The 16,042-nt window shown below is 73.9% G+C and carries 14 protein-coding genes; 4 read left to right on the forward strand and 10 right to left on the reverse strand.

The window, feature by feature from the left end; all coding sequences use genetic code 11:
- Positions 1-4 precede the first annotated feature (4 nt).
- The 4 genes from era to OKX07_RS11875 are packed head-to-tail and all read right to left on the reverse strand — an operon-like array spanning position 5 to position 3,736.
- On the reverse strand, positions 5-925 hold the full coding sequence (era, locus tag OKX07_RS11860) for a GTPase Era (RefSeq protein WP_265628277.1): 921 nt from the start codon (positions 923-925) through the stop codon (positions 5-7).
- Positions 922-2,289 (reverse strand): hemolysin family protein, encoded by a 1,368-nt coding sequence (locus OKX07_RS11865; protein ID WP_265628278.1) that lies wholly within the window; start codon positions 2,287-2,289, stop codon positions 922-924. Before OKX07_RS11865 ends, era begins: the two co-directional genes overlap by 4 nt.
- On the reverse strand, positions 2,286-2,738 hold the full coding sequence (gene ybeY, locus OKX07_RS11870; RefSeq protein ID WP_265628279.1) for an rRNA maturation RNase YbeY: 453 nt from the start codon (positions 2,736-2,738) through the stop codon (positions 2,286-2,288). The genes OKX07_RS11865 and ybeY overlap by 4 nt, the downstream gene beginning before the upstream one ends.
- Positions 2,735-3,736, reverse strand: coding sequence for a PhoH family protein (locus tag OKX07_RS11875; protein WP_265631912.1), 1,002 nt, complete (start codon positions 3,734-3,736; stop codon positions 2,735-2,737). The genes ybeY and OKX07_RS11875 overlap by 4 nt, the downstream gene beginning before the upstream one ends.
- A gap of 198 nt (positions 3,737-3,934) precedes the next feature.
- Here OKX07_RS11875 and ppdK point away from each other — a divergent pair, with 198 nt between their 5' ends.
- Positions 3,935-6,649, forward strand: coding sequence for a pyruvate, phosphate dikinase (gene ppdK / locus OKX07_RS11880; protein ID WP_265628280.1), 2,715 nt, complete (start codon positions 3,935-3,937; stop codon positions 6,647-6,649).
- Positions 6,650-6,723: 74 nt separating this feature from the next.
- On the opposite strand, the gene OKX07_RS11885 is transcribed toward ppdK, so the two are convergent.
- From OKX07_RS11885 to hrcA, 3 genes are all read right to left on the reverse strand, one after another.
- Complete coding sequence (locus tag OKX07_RS11885) at positions 6,724-7,482, reverse strand: 16S rRNA (uracil(1498)-N(3))-methyltransferase (protein WP_265628281.1); 759 nt, start codon at positions 7,480-7,482, stop codon at positions 6,724-6,726.
- Positions 7,479-8,603, reverse strand: coding sequence for a molecular chaperone DnaJ (gene dnaJ, locus OKX07_RS11890; RefSeq protein ID WP_265628282.1), 1,125 nt, complete (start codon positions 8,601-8,603; stop codon positions 7,479-7,481). Before dnaJ ends, OKX07_RS11885 begins: the two co-directional genes overlap by 4 nt.
- 83 nt (positions 8,604-8,686) lie before the next feature.
- Positions 8,687-9,709 carry a heat-inducible transcriptional repressor HrcA gene (gene hrcA / locus OKX07_RS11895; protein WP_265628283.1) on the reverse strand — a complete coding sequence of 341 codons (1,023 nt, stop codon included), beginning with the start codon at positions 9,707-9,709 and terminating at the stop codon, positions 8,687-8,689.
- A 232-nt stretch (positions 9,710-9,941) separates the two neighbouring features.
- Here hrcA and OKX07_RS11900 point away from each other — a divergent pair, with 232 nt between their 5' ends.
- On the forward strand, positions 9,942-10,811 hold the full coding sequence (locus OKX07_RS11900) for a DUF3097 domain-containing protein (RefSeq protein WP_265628284.1): 870 nt from the start codon (positions 9,942-9,944) through the stop codon (positions 10,809-10,811).
- 65 nt (positions 10,812-10,876) lie between these two features.
- Here the strand turns inward: OKX07_RS11900 and OKX07_RS11905 are convergent, their stop codons facing one another.
- On the reverse strand, positions 10,877-11,827 hold the full coding sequence (locus tag OKX07_RS11905) for a hypothetical protein (RefSeq protein WP_265628285.1): 951 nt from the start codon (positions 11,825-11,827) through the stop codon (positions 10,877-10,879).
- Between the two features lie 207 nt (positions 11,828-12,034).
- Here OKX07_RS11905 and OKX07_RS11910 point away from each other — a divergent pair, with 207 nt between their 5' ends.
- Positions 12,035-12,412 (forward strand): DUF4870 domain-containing protein, encoded by a 378-nt coding sequence (locus OKX07_RS11910; RefSeq protein WP_265628286.1) that lies wholly within the window; start codon positions 12,035-12,037, stop codon positions 12,410-12,412.
- Positions 12,409-12,792: a DUF4870 domain-containing protein gene (locus OKX07_RS11915; RefSeq protein WP_265628287.1), complete on the forward strand. Its 384-nt coding sequence runs from the start codon at positions 12,409-12,411 to the stop codon at positions 12,790-12,792. The genes OKX07_RS11910 and OKX07_RS11915 overlap by 4 nt, the downstream gene beginning before the upstream one ends.
- A 21-nt stretch (positions 12,793-12,813) precedes the next feature.
- Here OKX07_RS11915 and hemW read toward each other — a convergent pair whose 3' ends face one another.
- Complete coding sequence (hemW, locus tag OKX07_RS11920) at positions 12,814-14,052, reverse strand: radical SAM family heme chaperone HemW (protein ID WP_265628288.1); 1,239 nt, start codon at positions 14,050-14,052, stop codon at positions 12,814-12,816.
- 31 nt (positions 14,053-14,083) lie between these two features.
- A complete protein-coding gene (lepA, locus tag OKX07_RS11925; protein WP_322746777.1) occupies positions 14,084-15,961 on the reverse strand; it encodes a translation elongation factor 4 in 1,878 nt (625 codons plus the stop codon).
- Positions 15,962-16,042 lie beyond the last annotated feature (81 nt).

A 16,042-nucleotide genomic window follows, 5' to 3' on the forward strand; every position in this document is an offset into this window, starting at 1 on the left:
CACCTCAGAAGCCCAGCCGGCCGAGCTGCTTGGGGTCGCGCTGCCAGTCCTTGGCCACCTTGACGTGCAGGTCGAGGAAGACGCGGGCGCCGAGCAGCGCCTCGATCTGCGTGCGGGCCCGCGTGCCGACGTCGCGCAGCCGCGCCCCACCCCGCCCGATGACGATCGCCTTCTGGCTGTCACGCTCGACGAACAGGTGGACACGCACGTCGAGCAGCGGACGCCCGTCGGCGCCCGGCGGCTGGTCGCGCGGGACGATCTCGTCGACGACGACCGCGAGCGAGTGCGGCAGCTCGTCGCGCACGCCCTCGAGGGCCGCCTCGCGCACGAGCTCGGCGACCATGACCAGCTCGGGCTCGTCGGTGAGCTCCCCGGCGGGGTACAGCGCCGGCCCCTCGGGCAGGTGTCCCACCAGCACGTCGGCGAGGACGTCGACCTGGTAGCCGTCGCGCGAGGAGACGGGCACGATGTCGGCCCACTCCCCGAGCTGGTCGACCGCCATGAGCTGCTCCGCGAGCTTCGCGCGCGGCACCGTGTCGGTCTTGGTGACGACCGCGACGACGGGGGTGTTCGCGCGGCCGGGCTGCGACAGGCGCGCGAGCTGCTCGGTGATGAAGCGGTCGCCGGGGCCGATCCGCTCGTCGGCCGGCACGCAGAAGCCGATGACGTCGACCTCGGTGAGCGTGTCGCGCACCAGGTCGTTGAGGCGCTCGCCCAGCAGCGTGCGCGGCCGGTGCAGCCCGGGGGTGTCGACGAGCACGAGCTGTGCGTCCTCGCGGTGCACGATGCCGCGCACGACGTGCCGCGTGGTCTGCGGGCGCCCCGAGGTGATCGCGACCTTCTGCCCGACGAGCGCGTTCGTCAGGGTCGACTTGCCCGTGTTGGGCCGCCCGACCAGGCAGGCGAATCCGGAACGGTGGGTCATCGGGTCGCCTCCGCGCCGTGGTCGCGCGTGGCGGGGGTGCCGCGCGCGGGGGTGCCCGTGGCGGACGTGCCGCGGGCGGGGGTCGAGGGCGTGCCCTCGTCGGCGTCGGCCGCCCGGTGCACCAGCACCGTCGCGAGCCGCTTGCGGCGGCCCTCGACGCGCTCGGCCTCCAGCCGCAGGCCGTGGATCTCCCCGACCGACCCGGGCAGCGGCACCTTGCCCAGCGCCTTGGCGAGCAGACCGGCCGCCGTGTCCACGTCCTCGTCCTCCACCTCGATGCCGAACAGGTCGCCCAGCTCGTCGCGCCCGAGGCGCGCCGGCACACGGTAGCCGCCGTCGCCGATCTCCTCGACGCCCGGTGCGCTCGTGTCGTGCTCGTCGGTGAGCTCGCCGACGATCTCCTCCAGCGCGTCCTCGATCGTCACGAGCCCGGCGATGCCGCCGTACTCGTCGACCACGAGCGCGATGTGGCTCGACCCGTCGCGCAGCTCGCGCAGCAGCGCGTCGACGGGCTTGGACTCCGGCACGTACACCGCCGGGCGTGCCAGCGACGACGCGGGCGCGTCGAGCGGGTCGTCGTCGCCGGCGTCGCGCCCACCGGCGGGTGCCGGGATGCGCCGCACGATGTCCTTGAGGTAGAGCACGCCGACGACGTCGTCGACCGACTCCCCGACGACGGGCACGCGCGAGAACCCGGAGCGCAGCAGCAGCGCGAGCACCTTGTGCAGCGGCGTGCTCGCGCGGGTCGTGATCATGTCGGTGCGCGGCACCATCACCTCGCGCGTCAGGGTGTCCCCGAGCTCGAGGACCGAGCGGAACATCTCCCGCTCGTTCTCCTCGATCGCGTCGGACTCGCTCACGCGCTCGACCATGTCGCGCAGCTCGGCGTCGTCCTGCTCGCTCGTCGACGCGGCGGGGTCCGCACGTCGTCCGACGCCGCCCGCGAGCCGCGTCACGGTCAGCAGCAGGCGCGACAGGCTCGCCAGCACGCCGACGGGGTGGCGGCGGCCCATGCTGCGCGGGCTGACGCGGACGAGCAGGAACGCGACGACCGCGCACGCCGCGATCGCGAGCAGCGCGGTGGCCCACCACGACAGGCTGCCGGCGCTGAGGGCCAGCGTGAGGCACACGGTCGCGGTCATCTCGCCCAGCAGCCGGACGAACGCGGCGGCCGCTGCCACGCGGGCGGGGTCGTCGACGAGCCGGCGCACGCGCGCGGCGGCGCCGGGACGGTCGTGCTCGAGCTCCGCGACCCGGGCACGGGTCACGCGCTGGACGGCGACCTCACCGGCCGACAGGGCGGCCGCCAGCACGATCCCCAGCAGCGCGATCGCGAGCAGCAGGGCGACGGGGACGCCGCTCATCGACCGGCCAGGAACGTCAGGAGGAGGCGGCGCTGGAGCGCGAACATCTCCTTCTCCTCGTCCGGCTCGGCGTGGTCGTAGCCGAGCAGGTGCAGGATGCCGTGCGTCGTCAGCAGCAGCATCTCCTCGGCCGTCGAGTGCCCGGCGGCACGCGCCTGGGTCGCCGCGACCTCGGGGCACAGCACCACGTCGCCCAGGACCCCGGGACCGGCCGGCTCGCCCTCGCGGCCGGGCCGCAGCTCGTCCATCGGGAACGACAGCACGTCCGTCGGGCCGGGCTCGTCCATCCACCGCACGTGCAGGTCCGTCATCGTGCCCGTGTCGACCAGGCGGACGAACAGGTCCGCCTGGGGGTGCACGTGCATCGCGTCCATCACGTACCGACCGAGCGCGGAGAACTCGGCCTCGTCGACCTCGACGCCGGACTCGTTGCTCACCTCGACGCTCATGAGCGGTCCCACCGCGCGTAGGCGTCGATGATCTCGCCGACCAGCCGGTGCCGGACCACGTCGGTGGACGTCAGCCGGCAGAACGCGATGTCGTCCACGCCCGCCAGGACCTGCTCGACGACCCGCAGGCCAGACGTAGTGCTGCTCGGCAGGTCGACCTGCGTGACGTCACCCGTGACGACCACCTTGGAGCCGAAGCCGAGCCGCGTGAGGAACATCTTCATCTGCTCGACGGAGGTGTTCTGGGCCTCGTCGAGGATGACGAAGGCGTCGTTGAGGGTGCGACCCCGCATGTACGCCAGGGGCGCGACCTCGATCGTGCCCGCCTCCATGAGCCGCGGGATCGAGTCGGGGTCGACCATGTCGTGCAACGCGTCGTACAGCGGGCGCAGGTAGGGGTCGATCTTGTCCGAGAGCGACCCAGGCAGGAAGCCGAGGCGCTCGCCCGCCTCGACGGCCGGGCGTGTCAGCACGATGCGGGTGACCTCGCGCGCCTGCAGGGCCTGCACGGCCTTCGCCATCGCGAGGTACGTCTTGCCGGTGCCCGCGGGACCGATCCCGAAGGTCACGGTGGTGCGCGCGATCGCGTCGACGTACTCCTTCTGCCCGGGCGTCTTGGGGCGGATGGTGCGCCCGCGCGAGGACAGGATGTTGAACGTCAGGACGTCGGCGGGCCGCGCCCCGGAGTCGGCAGTCAGCATCTTCACCGACCGCAGGACCACGTCGGGGCTGAGCGGCGTGCCCGCGGCGGCCATCTCGATGAGCTCGTCCACGAGCCGCGTGACGAGGGCGACGTCGCCGGGCGGACCCGCGAGCGTGACCTCGTTGCCGCGCACGTGCACGTCGACGGTGCGGAAGCCGTCCTCGATGCTGCGCAGCACCTCGTCGCGCAACCCGAGCAGCTCGACCATCGACACATCGGTCGGGACGGTGATCCGGTGCTCGACGCGCGCGTGGCGGGACTGCGGGACGCGGGGCTGGGGGCTGGTCTCGGCCATGTGCTCGGCGGGTGCCGTGCGCTCCTTCTCTCGAGGCGTGCCCTCCTGCGGGCACGTGCCCATCCTACGGCTCCGGTCCGACACGCACGGGCTCCCCTGGGCCCTTCGTCCCCGGGCACGCACGCCGCGCCAGGAGAACACTGGGACGAGGACGCCGGGCAACGGAGCCCGGTGGGTGCCTGCGACGGAGGAAGCACCATGGCCCGGTACGTCAAGGACTTCAGCGAGGGTGACAAGGACCAGAAGGACCTGCTCGGCGGGAAGGGCGCCAACCTCGCCGAGATGACCCGGCTGGGCCTGCCCGTCCCCCCGGGGTTCACGATCACCACGGAGGCGTGCCGCGCCTACATGCGCACCGGCGAGCTGCCGCCGGAGCTGCGGGTCGAGGTCACCATGGCGGTGCGGCACCTCGAGGACGAGCTGGGCCGCCGCCTGGGGGACTTCCACGACCCGCTCCTGGTGTCGGTGCGCTCGGGCGCGAAGTTCTCGATGCCCGGGATGATGGAGACGGTCCTCAACGTCGGCCTCAACGACGCGTCCGTGCAGGGCCTGGCGGAGCTCTCGGGCGACGAGCGCTTCGCGTGGGACTCCTACCGCCGCCTCATCCAGATGTTCGGCCGCACGGTCCTCGACATCGACGCGGACCTGTTCGCCGACGCGCTCGACAAGGCGAAGGCCGCACGCGGGGTGTCCGCGGACGTCGACCTCGACGCCACCGACCTGCACGCCCTGGTCGACACGTACAAGCAGATCGTGCGCGACGGGTCGGGCCGCGAGTTCCCGCAGCACCCGCGCGAGCAGCTCGACCTGGCGATCGTCGCGGTCCTCGAGTCCTGGGGCACCGACCGCGCCCGGCTGTACCGCCGCAAGGAGCGCATCCCCGACGACCTGGGCACGGCGGTCAACGTGTGCTCGATGGTCTTCGGCAACCTGGGGCCGACGTCGGGCACCGGCGTCGCCTTCACGCGCGACCCCGCGTCGGGCCGCACGGGCGACTACGGCGACTACCTGGTCAACGCGCAGGGCGAGGACGTGGTCGCCGGCATCCGCAACACGCTGTCCCTCGCGGACCTCGAGGAGGTCGACCCGGCGGCGTCCGCGGAGCTGCGCCAGGCGATGCGCCGCCTCGAGACCCACTACCGCGACCTGTGCGACATCGAGTTCACGATCGAGCGCGGCAAGCTGTGGATGCTGCAGACGCGCGTCGGCAAGCGCACCGCGCCCGCGGCGTTCCGCATCGCGTGCCAGCTGGTCGACGAGCACCTCATCACGATGGACGAGGCGCTGTCCCGGGTCACCGGCGCCCAGCTCTCGCAGCTGCAGTTCCCGCAGTTCGCCGCCGACGGCGCGGACCGTGTGCTGCTGACGAAGGCGATGCCCGCGTCCCCCGGCGCCGCGGTCGGCATGGCCGTGTTCGACTCCGCGACGGCCGAGCAGTGGGCCACCGAGGGCAAGGACGTCGTCCTGGTGCGTCGCGAGACCAACCCCGACGACCTCGGCGGCATGATCGCCGCCGTGGGTGTCCTCACCGCCCGCGGCGGCAAGACGTCGCACGCGGCGGTCGTCGCGCGCGGCATGGGCCGCACGTGCGTCGTCGGCGCCGAGGAGCTCACCGTCGACGCCACGGCGCGCACCATGGTCACCCGCAGCGGGCACACCGTCACCGAGGGCGAGGTCATCGCGATCGACGGCACCAGCGGCGAGGTCTTCCTCGGCGACGTGCCCGTCGTCCCCTCCCCCGTGCAGCGGTACCTCGAGGACGGTCTGGACGTCGCGCTCGACGAGGCCCCGGACGAGGAGACGCGCGACCTGGTGCGGGCGGTCGACCGGATCCTGGAGCACGCCGACGCGACCCGCCGGCTGCGCGTGCACGCCAACGCCGACACGGCCGAGGACGCCACCCGCGCCCGCAGCCTGGGCGCGGAGGGCATCGGCCTGTGCCGCACGGAGCACATGTTCCTCGGCGAGCGGCGCGTGCTCGTCGAGCGTGTGGTGCTCGCGACGGACGACGACGAGCGGCAGGAGGCGCTGGACGCGCTGCTGCCGCTGCAGCGGCAGGACTTCACGGACCTGCTCGAGGCGATGGACGGGCTGCCGACGACCATCCGGCTCATCGACCCGCCGCTGCACGAGTTCCTGCCCGACCTCACGGAGCTGTCCGTGAAGGTCGCGCTGGCCGCCGAGCGGGGCCGCGTCGACGAGCGTGAGGTCACGCTGCTCACCGCGGTGCGCCGCATGCACGAGGCCAACCCGATGCTGGGCCTGCGTGGGGTGCGCCTGGGGCTCGTCGTGCCCGGCCTGTTCGACCTGCAGATCCGCGCGGTCGCCGAGGCGGTCGCGGCCCGGCTGGCCGACGGCGGCCACCCGCACGCGGAGATCATGGTCCCGCTGGTGGCCTCGGTGCAGGAGCTGCGCCTGGTCCGCGACCGCGCGACGACGATCATGGCCGAGGTGAGCACCGAGCAGGGCGTGACGGTGGACCTGCCGGTCGGCTGCATGATCGAGCTGCCGCGCGCGGCGCTCACGGCGGACCGGCTCGCCACGCAGGCGCAGTTCTTCTCCTTCGGCACCAACGACCTCACGCAGACGACGTGGGGCTTCAGCCGCGACGACGTCGAGGGCGCGTTCTTCTCGCAGTACGCCGCCAACGGGGTGCTCTCGGTGTCACCGTTCGAGACGATCGACGTCACGGGCGTCGGGTCGCTCGTGCGGACCGCCGTCGAGCTGGGTCGCACGACCCGCCCCGACCTCACGCTCGGCGTGTGCGGCGAGCACGGCGGCGACCCGGAGTCCATCCGGTTCTTCGACGCCGTCGGGCTGGACTACGTGTCCTGCTCCCCGTTCCGCGTCCCGATCGCCCGGCTCGAGGCGGGACGTGCGGCCGTCGAGCACGTGGGCAGCGACTCCCGCTGACCCCCGGACCCGTGGGGCCGGCGGCGCACCACTCCCCGTCACGCGCCGCCGACCCCGCGTCCGGGTCCGGGCCGTCAGCCCCAGCGGCCGAGGCGGTCCGCGAGCATCGCGAGCGCGACCGGCCCGGCGGTCGAGGTGCGCAGCACGTGCGGGCCGAGGCGGCAGACGACCGCGCCGGCACCGGTGAGGTCGTCGACCTCGCGGTCGCTGATGCCGCCCTCGGGGCCGACGACGACGAGCACGTCACCGGCGGCCGGCAGCGCGACCTCGTGCAGCGGGGTCGTCGCCGACTCGTGCAGGACGACGGCGACGCCGCCCGCCGCCACGGCCGCGGTGACCCGCGCCACCAGACCCCGGTCGTCGAGCGGCTCGTCGACGGCCGGCATGCGCGCGCGTCGCGACTGCTTGGTCGCCGTCCGCACGGTGCCGATCCACCGCGCGCGACTCTTCTGCGCACGCTCGCCGCGCCAGATGACGACGGACCGCTCGGCCTGCCAGGGCACGACCACGTCGACCCCGACCTCCGTCGCGGCCTCGATCGCCATCTCGTCGCGGTCGCCCTTGGCGAGCGCCTGCACGAGCACCAGGCGCGGGGCGGGCTCCGGCTCGACGACGACCTCGTCGACGTCGATGTGCACGCCCTCGGCCCCCGCGGCGCGCACGCGGCCGACGACGCGGACGCCGGCGCAGTCGACCACGTCGACGCGCTCCCCCGGCCCACGACGCTGCACGACGCCCGCGTGCCGGCCCTCCTGGCCGCCCAGCAGGTACTCCCCGCCCGCCCGGACGTCGTCGAGCAGCCCGGGCTCGACGACGAAGACGGGTGCGCTCACCGGCCGGAGAGCTTGTCGCGCAGCTTCGCGAACATGCCCGGGTTGGCGGCCGCGAGCCGCGCCTCCGGACGCTCCTCGCCGCGCAGCACGGCGAGCCGGCGCAGCAGCTCGGCCTGCTCCTCGTCGGCGGGCGTCGGCACCTGCACCTCGACGTGGACGTGCAGGTCACCGCGGCCACCGACGTGCAGGTGGCCGATGCCGAGCCCCCGCAGCGTGATGACCTGCCCGGGCTGGGTGCCGGGCCGCAGGTCGACCTCCTGCGGGCCGTCGAGCGTCTCCATCGCCAGGACCGTGCCCAGCGCGGCCGCGGTCATCGGCACCTGGAGCGTCGCGTGCAGGTCGTCACCGCGACGCACGAAGATCTCGTGCTTGCGCTCGCGCACCTCCAGGTACACGTCGCCCGGCGGACCGCCGGCCGGACCGACCTCGCCCTGGCCGGTCAGCTTGATGCGCGTCCCGGTGTCGACACCCGCGGGGACGTCGACGGACAGCGTGCGACGCGACCGCACGCGGCCCTCGCCCGCGCACTCGGTGCACGGCTCGGGGATCACGGTGCCGAAGCCGTGGCAGGCGGCGCACGGCTGGGTCGTCATGACCTGCCCGAGGAACGAGCGCGCGACCCGCTGCACCGACCCGCGGCCCCCGCAGACCTCGCAGGTGCGCGGCGACGTGCCGGGCCGGCAGCAGGTGCCGCCGCACGTGGGGCAGAGCACGGCCGTGTCGACCTGCACGTCGCGGTGCACCCCGAAGGCCGCCTCCGCGAGGTCGAGGTCGAGCCGCACGAGCGCGTCCTGCCCGCGTCGGGCACGCGGCACGGGGCCGCGCGGCGCACCACCCCCGGCGGCGCCGAAGAACGTCTCGAAGATGTCCTGGAATCCGAAGCCGCCGCCCATGCCGCCACCCGGCGACGCGGGGTCCGCACCCATGTCGTAGGCGCGCCGCTTCTCGGTGTTGCCCAGGACGTCGTAGGCGCGCGAGACGTCCTTGAAGCGGTCCTCCGTCCCGGGGTCGGTGCCCGCGACGTCCGGGTGCAGCTCGCGGGCCAGCCGCCGGTAGGCCTTCTTGATCTGCTCGGGGGTCGCGTCCCTCGGGACGCCGAGGATCTCGTAGTAGTCGGTCACGTGGCGAGCTGCTCGCTTCCTGCTCGTGCGGGGCGTGGTCGGGCCGTCGCGTGGCGCGCCGGTCGGCGCGCGGGGGCGGCCGCTCAGCCCGCGAGGATCCGGGTGAGGTAACGGGCGACGGCGCGGACCGCCGCCATGGTCTGGGGGTAGTCCATGCGCAACGGGCCGACCGACCCGAGCACGGCGACCGAGGAGCCCTCGCCGCCGTACCCGCTGGTGACGATGCTCGTCTCGGCGAGGCCCTCGTGCTGGTGCTCGCGGCCGATGCGCACCGCGACGCCGGCCGAGTCCTCGGCCATCTCCGACAGGAGGCGCAGCAGGACCACCTGCTCCTCCAGCGCCTCGAGCACCGGCCCGATGGTGTGCGGGAAGTCCGCGCCGCCGCTGCGCGCCAGGTGGGACGCACCGGCGATGACGACGCGTTCCTCGCGCTCCTGCGCCAGCGTCTCCGCGACGACCGCGACGACGGACCGGGCGAGGTCCTCGCCGCCGGGCGCGAACTCGACCGCGAGCGCGTCGAGGACCGCCGACAGCTCGGCGAGCCGCAGGCCGGCCGCGGCGACGTTGAGCCGCACGCGTAGCCGTGCGACGACCTGGTCGTCGAGGTCCGCCGTCAGCTCGAGCGTGCGCTGCTCGACGCGTCCGGTGGTCGTGATGATCACGACCAGCAGGTGACGCGCACCGACCGGCACGAGCTCGACGTGCCGCAGCGCGGAGCGCCGCAGCGACGGGTACTGCACGACGGCCACCTGGTGGGTGAGCTGCGCGAGCAGCCGCACGGCCCGGTCGATGACGTCGTCGAGGTCGACGGCCTCCTCGAGCAGCGTGCCGATGGCGCGCTTCTCGGCGGCCGATAGCGGACGGACACCGGTGAGCCGGTCGACGAACTCCCGGTAGCCGGCCTCGGTCGGCACCCGGCCGGCCGACGTGTGCGGCTGGACGATGAGCCCGGCCTCCTCGAGGGCGGCCATGTCGTTGCGGATGGTGGCGGGCGACACCCCGAGCGCGTGACGCTCGGTGAGGGCGCGCGAGCCGACGGGCTCACGCGTGGCGACGTAGTCCTCGACGATCGCGCGCAGCACGTCCAGCCGACGGTCCTCGCTCATGCCGCTCCCTCCGTCCCCGGTCGCTCGTCTGCCCGCGCACGGGCCGTGCAGTGCCTGTGGCACGGTCCCGGCGTAGCACTCGCCCGGACCGAGTGCCAATTCTACGCGGTCGCACCGGCAGAGGGCAGGCGTCACCGGGACCGGGGCGCGAGCGGGGCGCGAGCCGTCCGCGAGCGGGGCCGGGCCGCGCGTCGTCGGGCGCGTCGCCGGGACGACCTCCTAGAGTGCCTGCGTGAGAGACGACCGCTACGGCTCGGACGTGCTGTCGGGCGGCCGTGACGCCCCCCGCCCCGCCCACCACCGCCCCGCGCGCACGTCGCGCGACCAGCCCGCCGAGCGCGGCCTGGTCGTCGAGGACGTCGAGACGGGCTGGGTCGGCGCGGTCGTGCGGGTCGAGAAGTCCGGCGGCCAGCACGTGGTCGTGCTCGAGGACCGCGGTGGTCGGACGCGCACGTTCCGGCTCGGCCCGGGGTTCTGGGTCGACGGCGAGCCCGTCGTCCTGACCGCGCCCGTGACGACCCGCGCGCCCACCCGCCCGACGCGCACCGCGTCCGGCTCGGTGGCCGTGCCCGACGCACCGGCCCGCGTCGCGCGCGGCTCGCGCATCTGGGTCGAGGGCAAGCACGACGCGGAGCTCGTGGAGAAGGTGTGGGGCGACGACCTGCGTGTCGAGGGTGTCGTCGTCGAGCTGCTCGACGGCGTCGACCACCTGGCCGACGCGCTGCGCGACTTCTCCCCCACGGCCGACCGGCGCGTCGGGGTGCTCGTCGACCACCTCGTGCCCGGGTCGAAGGAGAGCCGACTGGCCGCCGAGGCCCTGCGCACGGTGCCCGCCGGGACGGTGGTCGTGCTGGGTCACCCGTACGTCGACGTGTGGCAGGCGGTGCGGCCCGAGCGGGTGGGTCTGGCGGCGTGGCCGACGATCGAGCGGGGCACGGAGTGGAAGCGGGGCATCCTGCGCGAGCTCGGCTGGCCCGCGCAGGACCAGGCCGACGTCGCCCGCGCCTGGCAGCGCATCCTGCGGTCGGTGCGCTCGTACGCCGACCTGGAGCCGAGCCTGCTGGGCCGCGTCGAGGAGCTCATCGACTTCGTCACGGCCTGAGCCCCGGGCGCGGCGAGGCCCGTCCGGCGTCGGCCGGACGGGCCCCGCTGCGTCGGGGCGGGATGTCAGGCCGCGACCTGGCCCCCGGTGAGGCGGCGGTACGCGTACACCGTGAGGAGCGCACCGACGGGCAGCGACACGAGCACGCCGATGCCGCACACCGCGGTGCCGATCCAGCTCACCACGGCGACGAGCAGGTACACCAGCACGCCGGTGCCCAGGTCACGCGTCTGCAGCGCGACGGACGTGCGGATCGCCTCGATGGCGCCCTCGTTGCGGTCGACGATCGCGGCGACCGCGTAGAACACGAAGAAGCCCGCGGCGACGAACGCGACCTGCCCGAGGAACGGGATGAAGTTGAGCACGAACCCGGCGACGGCGTAGAGCAGGCCGAGGACGACGAGCTGCGACATGTGCGAGGTGTCGAACAGGTCGCCGACGCCGATCTGGTGGCCGGCCGCGACCTTCAGCGCGGCCTTGATGAAGGCGGCGCTGAACAGCACGAGCAGCAGCAGCATCACCGCGATGTACAGGCCGATGCCGATCGACGCGCCGACGCCTGCCGCGGCACCCGCCACGCCGTCCGACCCGCCGCCGAGCGCGGCGACACCGCCGACCAGGCCGATCCCGACGATCGCGACGACGGCGATGACGGCGAACCACGCGAGGCCGCCGAGCACGAACGCCACCCAGTGCTGCCCGAACTTGGAGAACGCCCACGAGAAGCCTGCGCCGATGTCGACGGGGCCGGACTGCGGGCCGTAGGCGCCGGGCGGCGGCTGGGCGCCGGGCTGGCCGTACGGCGACGCGGGGGGCGGGTAGGCCCCGGGCGCGGCACCGCCCGGCGTCCCGTAGGCGGGCGGCGGCGAGTACGCCCCACCGGGGGGCGGGGTGGGCGCGCCGGGCTGCTGCGGCGCGGGCGGCGCGGTGCCCCCGGGCTGCCCGAACACGGGCGGGGGCGGCGGGACGCTCGGGTCGTCGTCGCGCGGCGGCGGGCCGCCGGGGATCTCACTCATTGCATGCCTCCTGGGCGCGTGGCGGGGCGTTGGCACGCCCCGGTCGTCAGCGAAGCGAAATGCCGCAGAACGTGTCAAGGCCCCGCGCCGCACCACCGGGCACTTCCACCCGTCCGACCGGTACGCTGCCGCTCGCGAGACGTCCGTCCTGCGCCCGTCGCCGCACGGACGCAGGCCGCCGCCCATGACGAGCCCCAGGAGCCGCACGTGTCCTACGACCCCCGACCCACGCCGTCCACCCGGTCGTCGCAGGGCAGCACGCTGGCGATGGTGGCGCACCTCGGCGGCATCCTCACGTACATGTTCGCGGGGTGGATCGCCTCGCTCGTGGTGTGGCTGGTCCAGCGGGACAAGGACCCTGCGACCGCGCGGGAGGCGCTCGTGGCGCTCAACTTCCAGCTGACGGCGCTCATCGCGATGATCATCTTCCACGTCGTCCACCAGATCCCGGTGATCGGGATCGTCGGGTGGGTCGGCAAGCTCGCGGTGGCCATCGTCGCGCTCGTGCTGTCGATCCTCGCCGCCGTGACGGCGTACCGCGGCGGGTCCTACCGGTACCCGTTCAGCCTGGAGCTCGTGCGGTGAGCACGCCTCCTGCCCCTCCCGGCTGGGCGGCCCCGCCCCCGCCCCCGCTGCGGCCCGAGGACGAGCGCACGTGGGCGATCCTCGGCCACCTGCTGCCGCTGCTGGGCGTCGGGTTCCTCGCGCCGCTGGTCGTCTGGCTGGTCTTCCGCGGCCGTGGGCCGTTCCTCGAGCACCACGCCAAGGAGTCGCTGAACTTCCAGATCACGCTGCTGATCGCGGGCATCGCGGGCGCGGTCCTCACGGCCGTGACGTTCGGCCTGGCGTCGCCCGTGCTGATCGCGCTGGGCGTCGCCTGGGTCGTCCTGGCGATCCTGGCCGCCGTCGCCGCGAGCCGCTGGGAGTGGTACCGCTACCCCGCGACGCTGCGCCTGGTGGCCTGAGGGTCGCGAGGGTCGCGTCCCTCAGGCCGTGAGCGCCCGCACGACGGTGTCGGCGAGCAGCCGGCCGCGGCGGGTCAGGACGACGCGGCGGGGGCCGTCGGCACCGAGCGCGGCACGCGGGTCGACCAGCCCGTCGGCGACGAGCCCCGCCACGGCGGTCCGCGCCGGCGCCGCCAGGTCGTCGAGCGGCAGGCCCTGCGCGATCCGCACCCCCAGCATGACGCGCTCGAGCGCGACCGTACCGGCGTCGAGGACCTCACGGCCCGCGGCCGGGCTCAGCCCGCGCGCGAGGCGGTCCGCGTAGGCGCGCGGGTGCTTGACGTTCCACCACCGCACGCCGCCGACGTGGCTGTGCGCCCCGGGTCCGATGCCCCACCAGTCGTCGCCGCGCCAGTACCCCAGGTTGTGCCGGGACGCGTCGGCGGGCGTCCGCGCCCAGTTGCTGACCTCGTACCAGTGCAGGCCCGCGGCGGTGAGCAGGTCGTCGGCCAGCTCGTACTTGGTGGCCTGGTCGTCCTCGTCGGGCAGGGTCAGCTCACCGCGGCGCACCTGGACGGCCATCCGCGTGCCCGGCTCGACGACCAGCGCGTACGCGCTCACGTGGTCCACCCCCGTCGCGAGCGCCACGTCCAGCGACCGCCGCCAGTCGTCGAGCGACTCCCCGGGCGTGCCGTAGATGAGGTCGAGCGAGACCCGCAGGCCCGCGTCGCACGCCCAGCGCACGACGTCGGGGACCCGTGCCGGGTCGTGCGTGCGCTCGAGCGTGCGAAGGACGTGCGGCACGGCCGACTGCATGCCGAACGAGACGCGCGTGAAACCGGCCGCGGCGAGCCGCGCGAGCCCGTCAGGGGTCACCGAGTCCGGGTTGGCCTCGGTCGTCACCTCGGCGTCCGGGGCCAGCCCCCACGTGGTGCGCACGCCGTCGAGGAGCCGCGCGAGGTCGTCGACGGGCAGCAGGGTCGGGGTGCCACCGCCGACGAACACCGTCGCGACGGGCCGCGACGGCAGACCCGCCGCCCGCAGCACGCGGTCCGCGAGCGCGAGCTCCCCCAGCGCGGTCCCCGCGTAGGCCGCGAGGCTCGCCCCGCCGCCGAGCTCGGTGGCGGTGTAGGTGTTGAAGTCGCAGTACCCGCACCGCACCGCGCAGAACGGCACGTGCAGGTAGACACCGAGCGCCCGCGTCGCGGCGCCGTCCGCCGCCGCGGCGGGGAGCGCACCGTCCGGCGGCGCGGGGTCGCCCTCGGGCAGTGCGGGGCTCACGGGGTGCCGCCGGTGCCGGCGACCGTGCCGCTCACTTCTTCTTCGCGTCCTTGCCGCCGGCCGACCCTGCGGGCTCGCTGGACAGCGCGGCGATGAAGGCGTCCTGCGGCACGTCGACCCGGCCGATCGTCTTCATGCGCTTCTTGCCCTCCTTCTGCTTCTCCAGCAGCTTGCGCTTGCGCGAGATGTCACCGCCGTAGCACTTGGCCAGCACGTCCTTGCGGATGGCGCGGATGGTCTCGCGCGCGATGATCCGGGCGCCGATGGCGGCCTGGATCGGCACCTCGAACTGCTGGCGCGGGATGAGCTCCTTGAGCTTGGCGGTCATCATCACGCCGTACGCGTACGCCTTGTCCTTGTGGGCGATCGCGCTGAAGGCGTCCACGGTCTCGCCCTGCAGCAGGATGTCGACCTTGACGAGGTCCGCCACCTGGTCCCCGATGCGCTCGTAGTCGAGGCTCGCGTACCCGCGCGTCCGGGACTTCAGCTGGTCGAAGAAGTCGAAGACGATCTCCGCCATCGGCAGCACGTACCGCAGCTCGACGCGCTCCTCGGAGAGGTAGTCCATGCCCTGCAGCTCGCCGCGCTTGCCCTGGCAGAGCTCCATGATCGCGCCGATGAACTCCGCCGGGGACAGGATCGTCGCCTTGACCATCGGCTCGCGGACGTCGCCGATCTTGCCGCTGGGGAACTCGCTCGGGTTGGTCACCGTGACCACGCTCTTGTCCTCGAGCGTCACCTCGTAGACCACGTTCGGGGCCGTCGAGATGAGGTCGAGGTCGAACTCCCGCTCGAGCCGCTCGCGCACGATCTCCAGGTGCAGGAGGCCGAGGAAGCCGACGCGGAAGCCGAACCCGAGAGCGACCGACGTCTCGGGCTCGTAGTTCAGCGCCGCGTCGTTGAGCTTCAGCTTGTCCAGCGCGTCGCGCAGGACCGGGTAGTCGGTGCCGTCGATCGGGTACAGGCCCGAGAACACCATGGGCTTGGGGTCGGAGTAGCCGCCCAGCGCCGCGGCGGCCGGCTTGCTCGCGTTGGTGACCGTGTCGCCGACCTTCGACTGGCGCACGTCCTTGACGCCGGTGATGAGGTACCCGACCTCACCGACCCCGAGGCCCTTGGTCGGCACCGGCTCCGGGGAGCTGACGCCGATCTCGAGCAGCTCGTGGGTCGCGCGCGTCGACATCATGACGATCTTCTCGCGCGGGTTCAGGTTGCCGTCGACGACACGGACGTAGGTGACGACGCCGCGGTAGGTGTCGTAGACCGAGTCGAAGATCATCGCGCGGGCGGGCGCGTGCGCGTCGCCCGTGGGCGGCGGGACCAGCTCGACGATCCGGTCGAGCAGCTCGACGACGCCCGCACCGGTCTTGCCGGACACCCGCAGGCAGTCCTCCGGCTCGCATCCGATGAGCCTGGCCAGCTCCTCGGCGTACTTCTCGGGCTGCGCGGCGGGCAGGTCGATCTTGTTGAGCACCGGGATGATCGCCAGGTCGTTCTCGAGCGCCAGGTACAGGTTGGCCAGCGTCTGCGCCTCGATGCCCTGCGCGGCGTCGACCAGCAGCACGGCACCCTCGCAGGCCGCCAGCGAGCGCGAGACCTCGTAGGTGAAGTCGACGTGGCCCGGGGTGTCGATCATGTTGAGCGCGAAGGCGTCGTCGGCCACGCCCCACGGCATCCGCACGGCCTGCGACTTGATCGTGATCCCGCGCTCGCGCTCGATGTCCATGCGGTCCAGGTACTGGGCGCGCATGGCGCGCGCGTCGACGACACCCGTGAGCTGGAGCATCCGGTCGGCGAGCGTCGACTTGCCGTGGTCGATGTGCGCGATGATGCAGAAGTTGCGCAGCAGCTCGGGGGCGGTCGCCGCGGGGCGGATCCGCTCGGCGGCGGTGGCGGACGGGATCGGCAACTCGGCGTTCTCCGGATTCTCGGACGGTCTTCTCGACGGTCGGGACGACCCTGGCACCGGCGCCGTCGCGGCGGACCGGCG

This window comes from Cellulomonas sp. S1-8 (assembly GCF_026184235.1).
GTDB lineage: Bacteria > Actinomycetota > Actinomycetes > Actinomycetales > Cellulomonadaceae > Cellulomonas.